A 15,073-nucleotide genomic window follows, 5' to 3' on the forward strand; every position below is an offset into this window, starting at 1 on the left:
GATGAACAGCTTCTGGCCACCCTTCCGGATCCGCGTCGGCCTCAATGGCGATCCTGTGCCCGCGCAGCCGCCGGTCAATACCGCGCCCCCTGTCGCGACCGGCACCCCGCAGGTGGGCGAGACGCTGACCGCCACGGCTGGCCTGTGGTCCGGCACGGCGCCCATCGAGGTGACGCAGCGGTGGCTGTGGTCGGATGACGGCGAGACCTGGACGGGATATCCACCCGTGCGCGGCACCGCCAGCATCACGCTGGATGAGGATGATATCGGGCGGCTGATCGCACCGAACGTCCGCGCCCAGAACGCGGCCGGGCAGAGCGGCTGGGTGCGGGGCGTGGCGCTCGGGCCGGTCGTCGCGGCGGATGAGCCTGTCGAACCCGGCGACTTCGCCCGCACCGCGTCCACCAACGCCACCATGTCGATCCACAGCGGGCACAGCCTGACCGACTCCTATGTGCATAGCGGGCCTTTTCCATCGAATCTCCGCGCCCTGCTTGGCAGCGTCGGCATTACCGACGCTTATGGTAAGGTCATCAAGTCAACTATCCCAGGCGCGAACCTGTCGTGGCGATGGGACAACCCCGTCGAGGATAACCCCGCCTCAGGAGAGGCAGACGCACGTCTGAACATCGAGGGTTTCGATACCCTGATGATTACCGAGGGTGGCCCGCCTCCGCGCACGACCAGCGAAGGTATGGTTAACACGCTGGACTACTTCTGCCGGTTTACTGCTAACACCATCGAGAATGGGGCAGGGAACGAGGTTATCCTGTGGTCGATCTGGCCCGACCTGAATGGCCCCGGTGGAACAGAACCGCCCGCTGAATGGACGGGATATACGTTCCGCACCGGCCTGCCTGAATATGAAAACAGTTTCAAATACATGGCAGACTATGCGACTTGGAAAATGCACCAGCTTTATCCGTCGCTGCCCGAGGATTGGCGCGTCTGGCTGATCCCCGGCCACAAATGGATGGAACGGGTTTACGACGATATTCAAAACGATCTGGTGCCGGGAATCACAGATATTGAGGAACTGTTCTGGGATGATATTCATCCCGGCACTACTGGCAGTTATGGCCTGTCCTGTCTCGTGGCGACCTGCATGTATCAGGTCAATCTGACCGAGGCGGAAAACGTCTGGATCATGCCGGAGTTTGAAAACCACGAGGGAATACACTCTGCCGTGCCGCAGGCTCTAGCCGAGTATTTCTGGCAGATCGCATGGGAAATCGCGACCGCATATGAACCTGTCGGGATGGGCGGAACCGAAGGCGCGGCGTTGCGGTGGCAACCGTCCGATGGTGATCCGATGCCGAACTGGACGCTGGCTGACCCCAATACTGGTGGCGGGGGCGATCCTGACCCAGACCCGGAACCCGGACCGGGTGAAATGCCGGATACGGTGTTCATTCTGAACAATGACGGCTCGCCATATTCCGGCCCCACTCCATCGACGGCGCTTCCTGCAATGGTCGATGGGGCCTATACGTTCGCGACCGAAACGACCATTGCCGCCCCCACTCAGAGCCGCACGAGTTATGTATGCGTGGCAATATGGAATAACGCCATCGCCGCAGGAGGGGACGGCATGGGTGCTCTGCAAATCCGCATGGATGGGGCGAACAGGTGGGCCCAGCCTCACCTGCATATTAGTTATAACAATTTCATACATGGCTGGATCGCCGGTGCGAATTTTGTTGGCACATGGCCAATGGAGGAATTGGTGGTGTCAGTAGGTGAGGACACCGATGGATGGCATGTGGTCGAACTCATGGTCGAGGGAGACATTATAACGATGCGCGGGGACGGGAACGATATCATCCGTGATATTAACGACGACCCCGAAGCGGACAGCGCTGGGTTTGACAATCTCTCAACCGTCGCGTTCCTCGGAGACAGTGCGGACACTCGTTTCGCGTTCGTGGCCTATGCGCAGGAAATCCCTGATGCCACAGGCCGGGCTGCTATGCGGGCAGAGGCGCAGGCCGCAATTGCGAGGGCCGAGGCCTGACCAGACAGCCGCCGCCACGCTGACCCAACCCAACCCGCCCTCACCGGCGGGTTTTTTCATGGAGCAATGACATGACCAACGCACCGGTGCGCTTCATCGTGCTGCACTATAGCGCGACCTATGCCGATCAGGATCTGGGCGTCGAGGACATCCGCAAGATGCATCTCGACCGCAGCTGGAATGACGTCGGCTACCACTACATCATCAAGCGCGACGGCACCGTCCAGAAAGGCCGGGCCGATAGCGTCGTCGGTGCTCATGTCGCGGGCCACAATACCGGCAGCCTCGGCATCTGCTGCATCGGCGGGCTGGAGCGCGCCACCGGCCCGAATGTCGGCGTCGACAATCGCACGGATGCGCAGAAGGCGGCGACGATTCGGCTGGTGCGCGATCTGCTGGCCAAGCACCCCGGCGCCCAGGTGGTCGGTCACCGCGATCTCGCCCCGACGCTATGCCCCGGATTCGATGTGCGCAGCTGGTGGGCCTCGGTCGATACCGGCAGCGCCAGCACCGTCACCACCCCCGAGATCCCGCCGACGATCCGGCGCAACTCGCGCGGCCAGCACGTCATGACCGCGCAGCGTCGCATGCAGGCCCGGGGCTATGACGTGGCCCCCGATGGCATCTTCGGTCCGCAGACCGAAAGCGCCACCCGCCAATTCCAGCGCGCCAACGGTCTCGCGGCCGACGGCATCATCGGCCCGAAAAGCTGGGCCGTGCTGCTGGGCTGAATAACCACCTGAATAAAAGGAGCCTGAAAATGGAAAACATCATCGCTGCCTCGACCCCCTATCTCCTCGAAATCCTCGGCCTCGCGCTGACCGGCATCATCGGTTGGGCCGCCACCAAGGCGCGTGAGAAATGGGGCATCGACATCGCCGCGCGCCATCGTGACGCGCTGCATTCCGCTCTGATGACCGGCGCGCAGCTGGCCGTTTCCCGCGAGTTGACCGGCCGTGCGGCGCTGGATCTGATCCTCGGCTATGTGCGCAGCAGCGTGCCGGATGCGATCGGGGCGCTTAAGCCGAGCGCGGCGGTGCTTCAGAACCTCGCCGAGGCGAAGCTGAAGGATGCGCAGGACACGCTGCCGGGCGCCTTGCACAATGCCATCGCGCGGTGAAGCTCCGGTCACCCCTCCCGCGACATATTCGATCACGCGGGAGGGGCTGACAGTCTGGCACGGCGGCAAGGCCGTGCTGGTCATCCCGCGCGAGGCGTTGCCGGGGATTGCGCTGCGGTGTCTGGTGGCGTGGCATGAGGGGTGATCTAGTTATGCCCATTCGTAGAATGCCAGCGTTCGAAACCTCACATCAAGACGATACCTTCATCGCTTCGGAAACTGAATTCATTAGCTTATCAAATCCAACTAAAACTTGAGCTTCTATCAGCGTATGCGTCCCCGTTTTGTCGTCGACCATTGGGGTTGGATCGTCAAACTGCCAACGCTTAATCTTATTTTCGTCGTCGCGCCGCTTTCTTGTCTTCGAAAATATATCGGAATACCTTCTAGGAGATATGCCTACGAAATGCTCAATCACCACTTTACTGACATCACTTTTGCTCACAGTGAGTGCGTCCCCGCTTAATTCTAAAGCTTTACTTTTTGTATAAGGCTCAATATATACAATTCTCTTAATGCCTGCCGCAATTAGATGTTTGGCACAATTGTGGCAAGGAAATGTGGTTACATAAATTGTAGCTCCGGAGGTGGCCCTTCCGAGGCGGGCAGCATCAGCCAGAGCCGACATTTCTGCGTGCGTTATTCGCCCGAATTCCGTTATATCTGACACAAATGCGTCCTTAAGGACATGGGATAATTCTTCGTGCTTCAAGACCTCGTCCGGCCTCTGCTTAAGAACATTTAATTTTGAAAGCGCATGCACGAAATCATGAATTAAACGGGTCGTCTCAAGTTTATTTGGCTCGACGCCCCGCTCGATGTCTCGCTGTGGTTCGTTGTCGTCGCACCAGTAGTTGCCACCCAAAGGGCGGGGAACTTCGTTGCACCCCAGTGTGATTACATCTCCTTGTGAAGAAATGATTGCGGCGCCTACCTGTCGGCTTAGATCAAGCGTCCTAAGTGAAGCTGTCTTTGCCAATTGACTGCCAAATTCATCCTTTGTGGGGCTTATAAGATTTGATCCAAAAAAAGCTTCTATAAATCGAGAAATTTGAACGGAAATTTCGTTAGAATTTCCAGCTACAAATACATCTCCGGAATGATGTATATTAATTATGCCTTGCCCATAGTCCACTCCGGATTCATCCCGATCCCTATTTATTAATTTTCGCGCTTCATCTTCTCTTTGTTGCTGTGAAAGCTCAGGCCTTTCACGGCCAATAATACTCAAAACCGCCTGCCGTTGCTCGGCTTCCGATACCGCTATTGAAATCTGAATAAATTTCTTTCCGTAGACCTTTGCTAGTGTTGACACTTCCTGTCGTCGCTTCAGTTGTCTAATCACGTATGCGGTCTTTGGTGATTGAAAATCCTGTGCCTGTCTATGTGTAAGTGACCGGGTTAAGTTTAACGCAACTCGTTTGCTTGCGATAATGGCAATTGCGACCCGTGCTAGGAAATCTTCCTTGCCTGAATTGCGCACTATTTCGTTCATAAAGTTTATTTTCTGTTCGTACGTCTTTATTCGCTTCTCCTTAATTGCCGGTATTATGGTTTTTATATCATTCGTGAGATGAATTAGAATCGGACTGTATCCAACTTTTTTCAACTCACTCATCAGCGCTTCTTGCGTGGCATCAATGTTGCTTCCGAGCGGCCCAACTAGGCCAAAGACCAGTTCTGGCTCCAGTACACTTGTTTGACGGACATCTTCTGCTACCTCTTCCTGCTTGTTGCGCTCAAACATTTCTAGCCTCATCAATGACATAACCGGTGCTCACCCCTGAAAGACGAAACGTGCTTGCTTCAGTCAAGAGAAAAGCGATACTGAACGAGGAAATTCATCAGCACTGTAGCGGAGTCCTTCATGTCCGATCCTCAAGGTCTTGCCACCACCCTCGCCCCCGCCGATGATCTAGAGAAGACCGTTCAAGAGATAGTGCAGCGCTCGAATCGGAAGGCTTCACTTCAGCCTGCAGAGGTGCAGCGCGCTATGTCGAGCTATCTTGAGCCCGAGGATAGCAGTGGAAAGCCATGGGAAACTTGGTTGTAAGTATTCCGAATGACCGTATAACCCCCGCATTGCGGGGGTTTTTTCTAGGTGATTTCCTGCCCTGAGAGTCGCTTCTCTCTTGGATTTGTTGCCACGGCACCCCATCCTCCCCTGATGTGCAATCTCTACAAACCGCGCACCACCGCCGCTGAGATCGCACGCCTGTTCTCGGCGAGGGACCGAACCGGCAACCAGCCGTGGCCCGAGGATGCCTATCCGGACCGGCTCGCCCCGATCATCCGCAACGGCGACGAGGGTCCCGAGATCGTGCAGGCACGCTGGGGCATGCCGACGCCGCCGCGATACCTGCCCGCATCGGGCCGCGACAGTGGCGTGACCAATATCCGCAATGTCGCCAGCCCGCACTGGCGCAGATGGCTGGGCCCCGCGCATCGATGCCTCGTGCCGATCGAGGCGTTCAGCGAACCGGGGCGCGATCGCAAGCCGGTCTGGTTCGAGGCGACCGATGACGCGCCGATGATGTTCGCCGGGATCGAGGTCCGCGACTGGACCAGCATCCGCAAGGTCAAGGATGGCGAGACCACCGACGACCTGTTCGGATTCCTGACCTGCCCGCCGAATGCCGAGGTCGGCGCGATCCACCCCAAGGCAATGCCGGTGATCCTGCGGACGCCCGACGAATGGTCCGCGTGGATGTCGGCGCCATGGGATATCGCCCAGGCATTGCAGCGGCCCCTGCCGGATGGATCACTAAAAATCGTCTAGCCGAATCGCCGGATGTTCCGCATATGTTCTCATATGTCTGGTATCACGATTCGGGATTTGATCGAGGAAGGAGCGACGCTGCAGGTGCGCTGCACAGGCTGCGGGAGGGCGTTCCTGTATCAGGGCGACTACATGCTGCGCCGGTGCGAGGTGCTGCATCGACGGATGCGCGAACTGCAAGGGCGCCTGCGCTGTCGGGTCTGTCGAGCGCGCGCTGAGTTGATCGTCAGTTTCCCGTGCAATCTGATCGAGCGCGACCGCAAAACGGCCGGGCCGGTCGGCGCACTGGTGCAGCCGGGGCCTCCGCTATGGCGGTAGGTCGGCAGCCCCTGATCAAGCCAGATCACCGCGCGATGCTCGAATGTCGATGCGGACATAGAGCGGTCGTCATTTTGCCCTGTGGTGTCCTGCTGCCCGAAGTGAAGCGCCGGGCGCGATGCTCAGCCTGCGGAAAATTCGGCGTGATCGCGATCACCGTATTGTCGCCAGCACAGGATGAATGCCTCGGCGGCTATCTGGTCTGGCCTGACGGAACGCGCCAGCGATACGAGGCGGGCGAGAGGAAGAAGGTGAAAGAGGAGTGGCCGGATCGGTGAGGGCAGGGCAGGGGGCACGGCAAGACGTTTCCAGATTCTCTTTTTGTTCGCCTTATGTCCATAGGTGGTTTTCACCCATCAGCCGTGAGTTGAAACAGTTTTCTTATAATTGAGGAACATTTCCTTGGTCAGCGTCGTGCCCTTGCGCAGGCTGAGCAGTTCAAGGATCTGATATTCCTTGCCCGTCAGGTTCACCGGCTTGCCCTTCACCTCGACCGAGCGGGTGTCGAGATTGACGAGCATCTCGCCGGTGCGGATGATCGACTGGCTGTGCCCCTTGGAGCGGCGGATGATCGCCTGGATCCGGGCCTGCAACTCGTCGCGGTTGAATGGCTTGGTCATATAATCATCGGCGCCGAACCCGAAGCCGCGCAGTTTGCTTTCCGTATCGTCCGAGCCGGTCAGGATCAGGATCGGCGTATCGATCCGCGCCAGACGCAGATGGCGCAGCACCTCCATCCCGTGCATGTCGGGCAGGTCGAGATCCAGAAGGATCAGATCGTAATCATAAAGCTTCGCAAGGTCGATCCCTTCCTCGCCCATGTCGGTGCGGAAGACATTATAGCTTGCGGCACTCAGCATGAGTTCGATCGCGCGGGCGGTATTGGGATCGTCTTCAACCAAAAGGATACGCATAACTCGGACAAACTCCCCGATTCGATATGGGCCTGAACACAAATTGACGCCCAATGGTTAATATGTCGTTACTTTTCCATCGCGCCCCCCATATTGCAACAAAACAACGTCATTTTTCACGATATCGCTGCAAGGAAGTCACCTTCAGCGCGGCGCGGCCATGTCGGGTGATGGCGTCGCACCAGCTGTCGAATTCTTCGTCGCTGATGGCATAGCGGCGCAAGGCCTCTTCCCGAGAGATCAACCCATAGGCGACTGCCTTCACCACAATCTCCTTGCGGCTGGCGACCCAGCGGGTATCGACCGGGGGCAGGTCGGCGATCGTCAGGATCGAGCCGTCCGGCAGGTTTACGATGCGGGGGCCTTCGGTTTTCTTCACGAACATTCCACCTGTCCTTCGAACATGTCAAAGAACGATGCAGCAAAGCTTTTAATCCGCAGTTAGCCGCAATACGGTTTTTCCCGCCCTGCGCCTTGAGAATGCGGCGCATTTGCCTATATTTCGACACAAATTGCCCATGTCGCCTTTCGGGGCCCGGAGCCCATCCATGACCGTGACTGCCTCTGCCAGCGCCCCGGCGCCTGCCATGTCATTGAACAGCCTTGGTTTCGCCAAGCCCCCCGCCGATACCCGCGTTGTCGTGGCGATGTCGGGCGGTGTGGACAGCTCTGTCGTCGCGGCTCGGCTGAAGGCCGAAGGCTATGACGTGATCGGCGTGACCCTGCAACTTTACGATCACGGCGCGGCACTGGCGAAAAAGGGCGCATGCTGTGCCGGGCAGGACATTCACGACGCCCGCCGCGTGGCCGAGCGCATGGGGTTCCCGCATTATGTCCTCGACTATGAGAACAGGTTCCGCGAATCGGTGATCGACGAATTTGCCGATGCCTATCTGTCGGGCGCGACGCCGGTGCCCTGCATCCGCTGCAACGAGCGGGTGAAGTTCCGCGACCTGCTGGCCACCGCCCGCGATCTGGATGCCGATTGCATGGCGACCGGCCACTATATCCAGCGCAAGGACGGCCCCCATCGGGCAGAGCTGCACATGGCTGCCGATCCGAACCGCGACCAAAGCTATTTCCTGTTCTCGACCACGCAAGAGCAGCTGGATTTCCTGCGTTTCCCGCTTGGCCATCTGGCCAGCAAGGCCGAGACGCGGGCGCTGGCGGCCGAATACGGGCTGCCGGTGGCCGACAAGCCCGACAGTCAGGATATCTGCTTTGTTCCCAATGGCGATTATGCCTCGGTGATCGAGAAATTGCGCCCCGGCGCGGCCGATCCGGGCGATATCGTGGATATGGAGGGCAATGTCCTGGGCCGGCATCGCGGTGTGATCCACTATACCATCGGGCAACGCCGTGGTCTGGGGATCGGGGGGCTGGGCGATCCGCTCTATGTCGTGCGGCTGGACCCGGATCTGCGCCATGTCGTCGTCGGTCCGAAAACGGCGCTGGCCACGACCATCGTGCCGGTGTCTGAAGTGAACTGGCTGGGCGATCAACCGTTCGAGGGCGAGATCCCCTGTCTGGTCCGCATCCGCTCGACCCGGCCGCCCCGGCCCGCAATCCTGCGCCCCATCGACGCCACCCGCGCCGAGGTCGAATTGCTGGATGCGGAAGAGGGTGTCAGCCCCGGTCAGGCCTGCGTCTTCTATCAGCAGGGCAGCAGCCGCGTTCTGGGTGGCGGCTGGATCACGCTGCGTCGGCGGCGACCTGCCTGATCCGCTGGATCATCGCCCGCAACCCGTTCGAGCGTTGCGAGGACAGGTTATCCTCCAGCCCCAGCCGCGCCATCTCTGCCTGCGCGTCGATATCGCCGACCTGATGCACCGGGACGCCTGAATAAAGCGCGTGCAACACGGCGATCAACCCGCGCACGATCATGGCGTCGCTGTCGCCCTGGAAATCGAAGCGGCCATCCTCGATCACCGGCATGATCCAGACCTGGCTGGCGCAGCCCTCGACCTTGGTGGCGGGCACCTGAAGGGCAGGGTCCATCGCGGGCATCGCGCGGCCCAGCTCGATCACGTGGCGATAGCGTTCTTCCCAGTCGTCAAGGAAGTCGAAAGTCTCGGCGATTTCTTCGAATGCGGGCGTGGCCATGGCGTGTTCCTTTTGGAAACGGGTTAGCGCGGCTGGCCGGCAAGGTCAAAGAGGCTTTATCCGGGCGCCGCTTTGACCTAACAATCGGGCGAAACCAAGGGATGGTGACATGAGACGATTGACCGTGCCGCTGCTGATGTCGGCATTGCTGCTTGCCGGTTGCGGCGGGCGTTTCAGCGACAGCGGCTGGAACCCTTTGCGCTGGATGGACCGTGGCCAACGCGCGCCGCAGACGCTGGCGCCCGACGGAGGCTATGGTCTGGCGGGCGACGAACGCCCCTCGGTCCCGCAATTGCTGGGCGTCCGCTGGGAGCCGCTGAACGAGGGCCGCCTGCTGGTGGTGACCGGCATCGGGCCGACCAAGGGTTATTTCGACGCCGAACTGATCACGGCGGTGGCGCAGCCCGAGGGTCGCATCTCGCCCGATCCCGACGGCGTCCTGCGCCTGCGCTTTGTCGCTCTGCCGCCGCCCCCCGACGCCCCGGCGGCACGGCTGCCGGCCAATCCGGCGGTGGACACGATCACGGTGGCGCTGCCGCTGTCCCACACCCAACTGGCCGCTGTCCAGCGGGTCGAGATCAGCAGTGCTTCGAATATGCTGGGCATCGCACGCTGAGAATGGTTGCACCGCCGCCGCAGTCAGGCTAATCCGCAGCGGTCGGAGGAGTGGCAGAGTGGTTTAATGCACCGGTCTTGAAAACCGACGTGGGGGCAACTCCACCGTGGGTTCGAATCCCACCTCCTCCGCCACCTATCATTGATATTAAACGATTATTTGCGGTATTTTGTTTCACACCCGCCAACATTCCCGCCATCCTGAAAGCGCTTGGATGCGACCCGATGCGACAAGCCGCCTTGCCCGAAACAGGGGGCATTGCGAAGTCCGGGGCACTCATTTTCGCGACCGGCGCTTTCGCTCACGTCATGGGAAATTTCCACAGCCCACTCCCTGAGCACGGACACCCGTCCGCGGCCTACGCCGGCTTGCTATTACCCACAAATATCTGAATCGATTTGATGTTTGAGAGAGAAAAATCTTGATTCGAAAGAATCACTTATGATTCGTCTTCGAGCACCCGAATTCCTTGATGAGGTGCGCGATGTCTGCCGGATCCGAGAATTTTCCACCTGACGGCAGCCATTGGTCGGAGCGCGAGGTGAATGTGGGCGCCTTCAAGGATGCCCGCCTCGGCAACCGGTTCGTGGAACTTCTCAGGTGTCTGAGCGACCGGATGGGCGGGACGATCCCGCTCGCCTGCCAGGACTGGGCCAGCACGAAGGCAGCCTATCGGTTCTTCTCCAATCCACGGGTCGAGGAGGGCGATATCCTGAGCGGTCATTTCGATGCCACGAGAACCCGGTACTCGGCGACCGGCGGCACGGTCCTGCTCCTGCAGGATACCACCGAGTTCACCTACCAGCGCCGTAACCCGCATGACGTGGGTTTCACCAAGAGCGTCAATAGCGGTCGCGACAGTAAAGGGCGTCTGCGCCATCACGCAGTGTGCGGCATACTGATGCATTCCAGCCTGGCCGTCACCACGGAAGGACTGCCCCTCGGGCTGGCCGCCGTCAAATTCTGGAACCGGGACAAATTCAAGGGCACGGCTCAACTCAAACGCAAGATCAACCCTACCAGAGTTCCCATCGAGACGAAGGAAAGCATCCGATGGCTCGACAACCTGCGCCAGTCACTCGCCCTGCTCGGACAGCCCGAGCGCTGTGTGCATGTCGGCGACAGGGAAAGCGACATCTACGAACTTTATTGCCTGGCCCGGGAGCTTGGAACCCATTTCGTCGTGCGCACCGTGGTCGACCGGCTTGCCGGAAACGGGGGACATACGGTGAAAAGTGAGATGGCCGCGGCCGAAAGCGCCGGCACGCATGTGATCGAACTGCGCGGCGATGACGATGCGATTGAGCGGATCACCCTCGACATCCGTTACAAGCGGATCCATGTCCGCCCGCCGATCGGCAAGCAGAAGCGCTACCCCGTTGCGGTCGAACACCTCGACCAGCTTGGCGAAATCCGCCAGCGAGCGGCTGAGGCGGTCGATCTTGTAGACCACCACCACGTCGACCAGCCCGTCCTCGATATCCTCCAGCAGCCGCTTCAGCCCGGGGCGTTCCAGCGTTCCGCCCGAGATGCCCCCGTCGTCATACTGATCGCGGACCAGCGCCCAGCCCTCGGACTTCTGGCTGGCGATGTAGGATTCGCAGGCCTCGCGTTGCGCATGCAGGCTGTTGAACTCCTGCTCCAGACCTTCCTCCGAGGACTTGCGGGTGTAGACCGCGCAGCGCAGCTTGCGGACCACCTTCAGGTTCTCCGGCGGCTTCGTCATTTCCGCCCCCTGTGGTTCTTGAGCCCGAAGAACACCCAGCCGTTCCAGCGCGTGCCGGTGATGGCGCGGGCGATGGCCGAGAGCGACTTGTAGGGCCGCCCCTGCCACTCGAAGCCGTCGGCGGTGACGGTGACGATGTGTTCCACGCCCTGCCACTCGCGCAGCAGCCGCGTGCCGGTGATGGGACGGTCGCGATTCGGTGGGGGTGGCGCTGCAGAACCTTGCGCTGCTCGGGCTGGGCGCGACGGCGGATGCGTCGAACCCGTTCTCGGCCAAACTGAATGCCGCGCTCTGGACGGCGAAGACCGTGGCTGAGGGCGGCACGGGCGATCTGTTCTACACCATGAACAAGGAGGCCGCCGGTGACGATCTGGGCCTGACGCTGCAGACCGGCTTCGTCACCAAGGCGCTGATGGGGCTGTTCGGCTCGGACCGCTTCCGCCTCGCGGTCTCGGCCGACGGCAGCACCTTCTTCGACGGGCTGAGCGTCGACAACGCCACCGGCATCGTCGATCAGCCCCGGCTGCCCCGCTTCAAGGCGTACACCAACTACGACAACTATGTCGGCGTCGGGGCCTGGACGAAGATCGGCCTGAACAACACCGACTACAACGATCAGGGGGCCTTCGACGCCGCGAACAACTGGTTCGTGGCCCCGGTCGACGGCACCTACCTCTTCGGCGCGACGCTGCTTTACAAGGTCAACGCCAGCGCCACGGCCCGCATGCGCGGGCGGCTGGTCCTGAACGGCACCACCGAAATCCGCGGCTCCCTCGGCGAAATCTCCGCCACCCACGTCTCGCTCGCCACCGCGATCTGGCTGCAGACCATGGTGCCGCTCACCGCGGGCGACACCGTCGAGCTGCAGGGGTACTTCCGGGTCGCGGACGGCTATTTCGCCGCCGACCACACGGCCTTCTGGGGCTGCAAGATCGGCTGAGCGGCGAAAGGAGGATCCCGATGACACCACCCCGATCCGAGGGCTTCGTGCGCATGCCCGACGCCGAGTTCGAGGCAATCCTGACGCGGGCGGCCGAGGAAGGCGCGAAGCGCGCGCTCGCCGATGTCGGTCTCGACGGCGACGAGGCAGCCCTCGACATCCGCGATCTGCGCTCCCTGGTGGATTGCATCCGTCTGGTGCGGCGCACCGCGATGCAGACCGCCGTCCGCATGATCACAACCGGCGTCATGCTGGCGCTGCTCGCGGGCATCGCCATCAAGTTCAAGATCTTCGGCGGCAGCCCGTAGCCGCTCAACACAACCATCAGCCCACCAGCACCCGCCCACGAGGCGGGTTTTTCGTTTTGGAGGACCCCATGACTACGACCTTCCACGGCCATTGGCGCAACGTGCCTGAGGGCACCTGGCGCTGGTCCAACTTCTCGCCCGCCGAGATCGCCTGCCGGGGCACCGGCAAGCTGGTCATCAACGCACCCGCGCTCGACAAGCTGCAGGCGCTCCGCGACCGCCTCGGCAAGCCGCTGATCGTCCGCTCGGCCTACCGCAGCCCCGAGCACAACCGCGCCGTCGGCGGCGCCACCCGCTCCAAGCACCTCGACGGCGCGGCCTTCGACATCGCCATGGCGAACCACGACCCGGTGGCTTTCGAGGCGGCGGCGCGGGAGGTCGGGTTCCTCGGCTTCGGCTTCTATCCGCGTTCGGGTTTCATGCACATCGACCTCGGGCCCGCACGGCAGTGGGGCGAGCGGTTCCCGGTCCGGGAGACGGCTTTCGCATCGGAGACTCCGCCTGCACGCGAAGTGCTGGCCGAGAGCCGCACCATGAAGGGTGGCGGCGCGGCTGGCGTGGCGACGCTGGGTGCCGCGGGCGTCGAGGTGGCGCAGAGCGTTCTCGCCGAGACCCAGACCGCCATCCTTCCACTGGTCCCGTATCTCGATACCCTGCGCTGGGTGTTCATCGCCGTGGCGCTCGGCGGCATCGCGGTCACGATCTACGCCCGCCTCGATGACTGGCGCCGGGGGCGGCGGTGATCTGCGGGCTCTTCGCCACGCTCGCTGGATCGGCATGGACGCGCACGGCGATCCGCTACGGCATCACCGCCATCGCAATCCTTCTGTTCCTGCTGGCCCTGCGCCGCTCCGGCGAGCGTGCCGTGCGTCTGGCCGAACGGCTCGAGACCATGGAGAAAGCCCATGAGGCAGACCGACGGATGCTCGAGGCGGCGGCGCGTCGCCCTCGCGATCGTTACGAGCTTGCTGAGCGGCTGCGCGACGGACACTTCTGACGGTAGCGGTTCAGGGGCGTGTCCGCCGGTCGTCGAGTACACCAGTGAGTTTCAGGCGCGCGCGGCCGAGGAACTGGCCCTGCTGCCGGAGGGTTCGGCGGTCGCTGAGATGCTCGCCGACTATTCGGTGATGCGGGAGCAATTGCGAGCTGGCTGCCAAGAGTGAGCCGTTTCGAGTAAATTCAGTCGGGAATTCTTCAGGCGTCGTCTCCGGCATCGGCTTCCAGCGCGGCACCCACACGAACTGGCAACTCGTGCTGAACGACGCCTCCGGCGCGCCCAAGCTCATCGATCTGGGCGCAAGTTTTCGTAAGCGCGACGCCGATCCCCTCCTGCCATTTTTGAGTTGATGCCTTCATTCTCCACGCACATGTGCGGCGGAGGTTTTGGATTTGGAGAGAGACGGCAAAATGGGCGTCCAATTGGACGGCTCTATAGGCGTCGGGGTCTCGCGGCTTGAGGTGATCGGGGGGCCAAGCGGTCGTCGGCGGCGGACGAAGGCAGAGCGGGCGCGGATCGCGGCGGAGAGCATGATGCCCGGGGTGACGGTCGCAGATACTGCGCGCAAGCACGGCACGACCCGCTGGCAGATTTACGATTGGCGCAAGCAGATACGCAAAGGTAATTTGGTGGTGCCCGAAAGCGTGGCGGCCTTGCCGTTCTTCGCGGAACTGGTGGTTGATGACCGCGCGACTGAGGCTTCGGCGGCCGTCCCCGGGTCTGATCTCGAAATCGTGGTGGGCGACATCGTCATCCGCGCGGGTCCTGGTGTCGACGAGGGCCAACTGACCCGGGCAATCCGCGCGGCACGGGCAGCGGCGTCGTGATGTTCGGCCAGGGCGGCCCGGTGAAGGTCTTCGTGGCGACCCGGCCTGTCGACTTTCGCAAGGGGATCGACGGTCTGGCACTGGCGGTGCAGGAGATGTTCGGGATGGACCCGTTCTGCGGAGCCGCCTTTGTGTTCCGAGCGAAGCGGGCGGATCGGATCAAGCTCTTGATCTGGGATCAGACCGGGATGGTGCTGGTTCACAAGCGGCTCGAGGGCGGCAAGTTCGTCTGGCCACAGGTGCGCGACGGGGTCATGCGCATGTCCGGAGCGCAGTTTGCAGCGCTGTTTGAGGGCGTGGATTGGCGGCTGGTCCGACCCGAACGGGCGCGGCGCCCGCTGGCGGCGGGGTGACTGGCAGGCTGCGTCGAAACGCCTGTTTTTGCTGGCCTGCAAGGGCATCCTGTGATTC

Annotated in this window: 19 protein-coding genes, 1 tRNA gene and 4 pseudogenes; 17 read left to right on the forward strand and 7 right to left on the reverse strand. The window is 61.4% G+C overall.

Translation table 11 applies throughout. The features are described 5' to 3' along the window. Position 1 precedes the first annotated feature (1 nt). From JHW40_RS12030 to JHW40_RS12045, 4 genes are all read left to right on the forward strand, one after another. The gene (locus JHW40_RS12030) at positions 2-2,014 is read left to right on the forward strand and encodes a hypothetical protein (protein WP_090613774.1); all 2,013 of its coding nucleotides are present in this window, start codon (positions 2-4) and stop codon (positions 2,012-2,014) included. A 71-nt stretch (positions 2,015-2,085) separates the two neighbouring features. Then, positions 2,086-2,745 (forward strand): peptidoglycan recognition protein family protein, encoded by a 660-nt coding sequence (locus tag JHW40_RS12035; RefSeq protein ID WP_090613777.1) that lies wholly within the window; start codon positions 2,086-2,088, stop codon positions 2,743-2,745. Between the two features lie 29 nt (positions 2,746-2,774). Further along, the gene (locus JHW40_RS12040) at positions 2,775-3,134 is read left to right on the forward strand and encodes a hypothetical protein (RefSeq protein ID WP_090613780.1); all 360 of its coding nucleotides are present in this window, start codon (positions 2,775-2,777) and stop codon (positions 3,132-3,134) included. Continuing rightward, a complete protein-coding gene (locus tag JHW40_RS12045) occupies positions 3,118-3,279 on the forward strand; it encodes a hypothetical protein (protein WP_272848976.1) in 162 nt (53 codons plus the stop codon). The genes JHW40_RS12040 and JHW40_RS12045 overlap by 17 nt, the downstream gene beginning before the upstream one ends. A gap of 45 nt (positions 3,280-3,324) precedes the next feature. Here JHW40_RS12045 and JHW40_RS12050 read toward each other — a convergent pair whose 3' ends face one another. Further along, on the reverse strand, positions 3,325-4,881 hold the full coding sequence (locus JHW40_RS12050) for an anti-phage dCTP deaminase (RefSeq protein ID WP_170851862.1): 1,557 nt from the start codon (positions 4,879-4,881) through the stop codon (positions 3,325-3,327). A 420-nt stretch (positions 4,882-5,301) separates the two neighbouring features. Between JHW40_RS12050 and JHW40_RS12055 the strand changes: the two genes are divergently transcribed. From JHW40_RS12055 to JHW40_RS12065, 3 genes are all read left to right on the forward strand, one after another. Further along, complete coding sequence (locus tag JHW40_RS12055) at positions 5,302-5,913, forward strand: SOS response-associated peptidase (RefSeq protein ID WP_090613785.1); 612 nt, start codon at positions 5,302-5,304, stop codon at positions 5,911-5,913. Positions 5,914-5,946: 33 nt separating this feature from the next. Further along, a complete protein-coding gene (locus JHW40_RS12060) occupies positions 5,947-6,231 on the forward strand; it encodes a hypothetical protein (RefSeq protein WP_090613787.1) in 285 nt (94 codons plus the stop codon). 143 nt (positions 6,232-6,374) lie between these two features. Further along, on the forward strand, positions 6,375-6,509 hold the full coding sequence (locus JHW40_RS12065; protein WP_272848977.1) for a hypothetical protein: 135 nt from the start codon (positions 6,375-6,377) through the stop codon (positions 6,507-6,509). Between the two features lie 105 nt (positions 6,510-6,614). Here the strand turns inward: JHW40_RS12065 and JHW40_RS12070 are convergent. Both JHW40_RS12070 and sciP read right to left on the reverse strand, forming a co-directional pair. Further along, positions 6,615-7,145: pseudogene (locus tag JHW40_RS12070) on the reverse strand (response regulator); the annotation flags it as partial. A 109-nt stretch (positions 7,146-7,254) separates the two neighbouring features. After that, positions 7,255-7,530 (reverse strand): CtrA inhibitor SciP, encoded by a 276-nt coding sequence (sciP, locus tag JHW40_RS12075; RefSeq protein WP_090613793.1) that lies wholly within the window; start codon positions 7,528-7,530, stop codon positions 7,255-7,257. A gap of 202 nt (positions 7,531-7,732) precedes the next feature. On the opposite strand from sciP, the gene mnmA reads away from it, so the two are divergent. Continuing rightward, on the forward strand, positions 7,733-8,866 hold the full coding sequence (mnmA, locus tag JHW40_RS12080) for a tRNA 2-thiouridine(34) synthase MnmA (RefSeq protein ID WP_170851864.1): 1,134 nt from the start codon (positions 7,733-7,735) through the stop codon (positions 8,864-8,866). On the opposite strand, the gene JHW40_RS12085 is transcribed toward mnmA, so the two are convergent. Next, positions 8,838-9,248, reverse strand: a complete 411-nt coding sequence (locus JHW40_RS12085; protein WP_090613799.1) for a SufE family protein — start codon at positions 9,246-9,248, stop codon at positions 8,838-8,840. The two genes, mnmA and JHW40_RS12085, sit on opposite strands and share 29 nt — an antisense overlap. Positions 9,249-9,357: 109 nt before the next feature. Between JHW40_RS12085 and JHW40_RS12090 the strand changes: the two genes are divergently transcribed. From JHW40_RS12090 to JHW40_RS12100, 3 genes and pseudogenes are all read left to right on the forward strand, one after another. Further along, positions 9,358-9,864 (forward strand): hypothetical protein, encoded by a 507-nt coding sequence (locus tag JHW40_RS12090; protein WP_090613801.1) that lies wholly within the window; start codon positions 9,358-9,360, stop codon positions 9,862-9,864. A gap of 44 nt (positions 9,865-9,908) precedes the next feature. Then, positions 9,909-9,998 (forward strand) — tRNA-Ser (locus tag JHW40_RS12095). A gap of 350 nt (positions 9,999-10,348) precedes the next feature. Further along, positions 10,349-10,501: pseudogene (locus JHW40_RS12100) on the forward strand (transposase DNA-binding-containing protein); the annotation flags it as partial. Between the two features lie 731 nt (positions 10,502-11,232). Here JHW40_RS12100 and JHW40_RS12105 read toward each other — a convergent pair. Further along, positions 11,233-11,590, reverse strand: a pseudogene (locus tag JHW40_RS12105) (recombinase family protein); the annotation flags it as partial. After that, positions 11,587-11,787: pseudogene (locus JHW40_RS12110) on the reverse strand (DUF2924 domain-containing protein); the annotation flags it as partial. The pseudogenes JHW40_RS12110 and JHW40_RS12105, both read right to left, overlap by 4 nt. Before the next feature lie 8 nt (positions 11,788-11,795). Between JHW40_RS12110 and JHW40_RS12115 the strand changes: the two are divergent. The 4 genes from JHW40_RS12115 to JHW40_RS12130 all read left to right on the forward strand — a co-directional run bounded on the left by JHW40_RS12115 (position 11,796) and on the right by JHW40_RS12130 (position 13,835). Beyond that, positions 11,796-12,530, forward strand: a complete 735-nt coding sequence (locus JHW40_RS12115) for a hypothetical protein (RefSeq protein WP_272848978.1) — start codon at positions 11,796-11,798, stop codon at positions 12,528-12,530. Between the two features lie 20 nt (positions 12,531-12,550). Further along, positions 12,551-12,838: a DUF6127 family protein gene (locus JHW40_RS12120; RefSeq protein ID WP_090618147.1), complete on the forward strand. Its 288-nt coding sequence runs from the start codon at positions 12,551-12,553 to the stop codon at positions 12,836-12,838. Between the two features lie 68 nt (positions 12,839-12,906). Beyond that, complete coding sequence (locus JHW40_RS12125; RefSeq protein WP_090618149.1) at positions 12,907-13,581, forward strand: YcbK family protein; 675 nt, start codon at positions 12,907-12,909, stop codon at positions 13,579-13,581. Then, positions 13,578-13,835: a hypothetical protein gene (locus tag JHW40_RS12130; protein WP_090618151.1), complete on the forward strand. Its 258-nt coding sequence runs from the start codon at positions 13,578-13,580 to the stop codon at positions 13,833-13,835. Before JHW40_RS12125 ends, JHW40_RS12130 begins: the two co-directional genes overlap by 4 nt. Before the next feature lie 197 nt (positions 13,836-14,032). Here JHW40_RS12130 and JHW40_RS12135 read toward each other — a convergent pair whose 3' ends face one another. Next, on the reverse strand, positions 14,033-14,194 hold the full coding sequence (locus JHW40_RS12135) for a hypothetical protein (protein WP_272848979.1): 162 nt from the start codon (positions 14,192-14,194) through the stop codon (positions 14,033-14,035). A 51-nt stretch (positions 14,195-14,245) separates the two neighbouring features. Between JHW40_RS12135 and tnpA the strand changes: the two genes are divergently transcribed. After that, complete coding sequence (gene tnpA / locus JHW40_RS12140) at positions 14,246-14,662, forward strand: IS66-like element accessory protein TnpA (RefSeq protein WP_272848980.1); 417 nt, start codon at positions 14,246-14,248, stop codon at positions 14,660-14,662. Next, positions 14,662-15,015, forward strand: coding sequence for an IS66 family insertion sequence element accessory protein TnpB (gene tnpB / locus JHW40_RS12145; RefSeq protein ID WP_119752217.1), 354 nt, complete (start codon positions 14,662-14,664; stop codon positions 15,013-15,015). The genes tnpA and tnpB overlap by 1 nt, the downstream gene beginning before the upstream one ends. Positions 15,016-15,073 lie beyond the last annotated feature (58 nt).

This window comes from Paracoccus alcaliphilus, from assembly GCF_028553725.1.
In the GTDB taxonomy this organism is placed as follows: domain Bacteria; phylum Pseudomonadota; class Alphaproteobacteria; order Rhodobacterales; family Rhodobacteraceae; genus Paracoccus; species Paracoccus alcaliphilus.

Bases quoted from the DNA above. Each gene is read 5' to 3' on its own strand.
- JHW40_RS12055 (WP_090613785.1), top strand. From the start codon at position 5,302: ATGTGCAATCTCTACAAACCGCGCACCACCGCCGCTGAGATCGCACGC.
- JHW40_RS12035 (WP_090613777.1), top strand. From the start codon at position 2,086: ATGACCAACGCACCGGTGCGCTTCATCGTGCTGCACTATAGCGCGACC.
- JHW40_RS12090 (WP_090613801.1), top strand. From the start codon at position 9,358: ATGAGACGATTGACCGTGCCGCTGCTGATGTCGGCATTGCTGCTTGCC.
- mnmA (WP_170851864.1), top strand. From the start codon at position 7,733: ATGTCATTGAACAGCCTTGGTTTCGCCAAGCCCCCCGCCGATACCCGC.
- tnpB (WP_119752217.1), top strand. From the start codon at position 14,662: ATGTTCGGCCAGGGCGGCCCGGTGAAGGTCTTCGTGGCGACCCGGCCT.
- JHW40_RS12050 (WP_170851862.1), bottom strand. From the start codon at position 4,881: ATGTTTGAGCGCAACAAGCAGGAAGAGGTAGCAGAAGATGTCCGTCAA.
- JHW40_RS12060 (WP_090613787.1), top strand. From the start codon at position 5,947: ATGTCTGGTATCACGATTCGGGATTTGATCGAGGAAGGAGCGACGCTG.
- JHW40_RS12040 (WP_090613780.1), top strand. From the start codon at position 2,775: ATGGAAAACATCATCGCTGCCTCGACCCCCTATCTCCTCGAAATCCTC.
- tnpA (WP_272848980.1), top strand. From the start codon at position 14,246: ATGGGCGTCCAATTGGACGGCTCTATAGGCGTCGGGGTCTCGCGGCTT.
- JHW40_RS12135 (WP_272848979.1), bottom strand. From the start codon at position 14,194: ATGAAGGCATCAACTCAAAAATGGCAGGAGGGGATCGGCGTCGCGCTT.
- sciP (WP_090613793.1), bottom strand. From the start codon at position 7,530: ATGTTCGTGAAGAAAACCGAAGGCCCCCGCATCGTAAACCTGCCGGAC.
- JHW40_RS12085 (WP_090613799.1), bottom strand. From the start codon at position 9,248: ATGGCCACGCCCGCATTCGAAGAAATCGCCGAGACTTTCGACTTCCTT.
- JHW40_RS12045 (WP_272848976.1), top strand. From the start codon at position 3,118: ATGCCATCGCGCGGTGAAGCTCCGGTCACCCCTCCCGCGACATATTCG.
- JHW40_RS12030 (WP_090613774.1), top strand. From the start codon at position 2: ATGAACAGCTTCTGGCCACCCTTCCGGATCCGCGTCGGCCTCAATGGC.
- JHW40_RS12120 (WP_090618147.1), top strand. From the start codon at position 12,551: ATGACACCACCCCGATCCGAGGGCTTCGTGCGCATGCCCGACGCCGAG.
- JHW40_RS12125 (WP_090618149.1), top strand. From the start codon at position 12,907: ATGACTACGACCTTCCACGGCCATTGGCGCAACGTGCCTGAGGGCACC.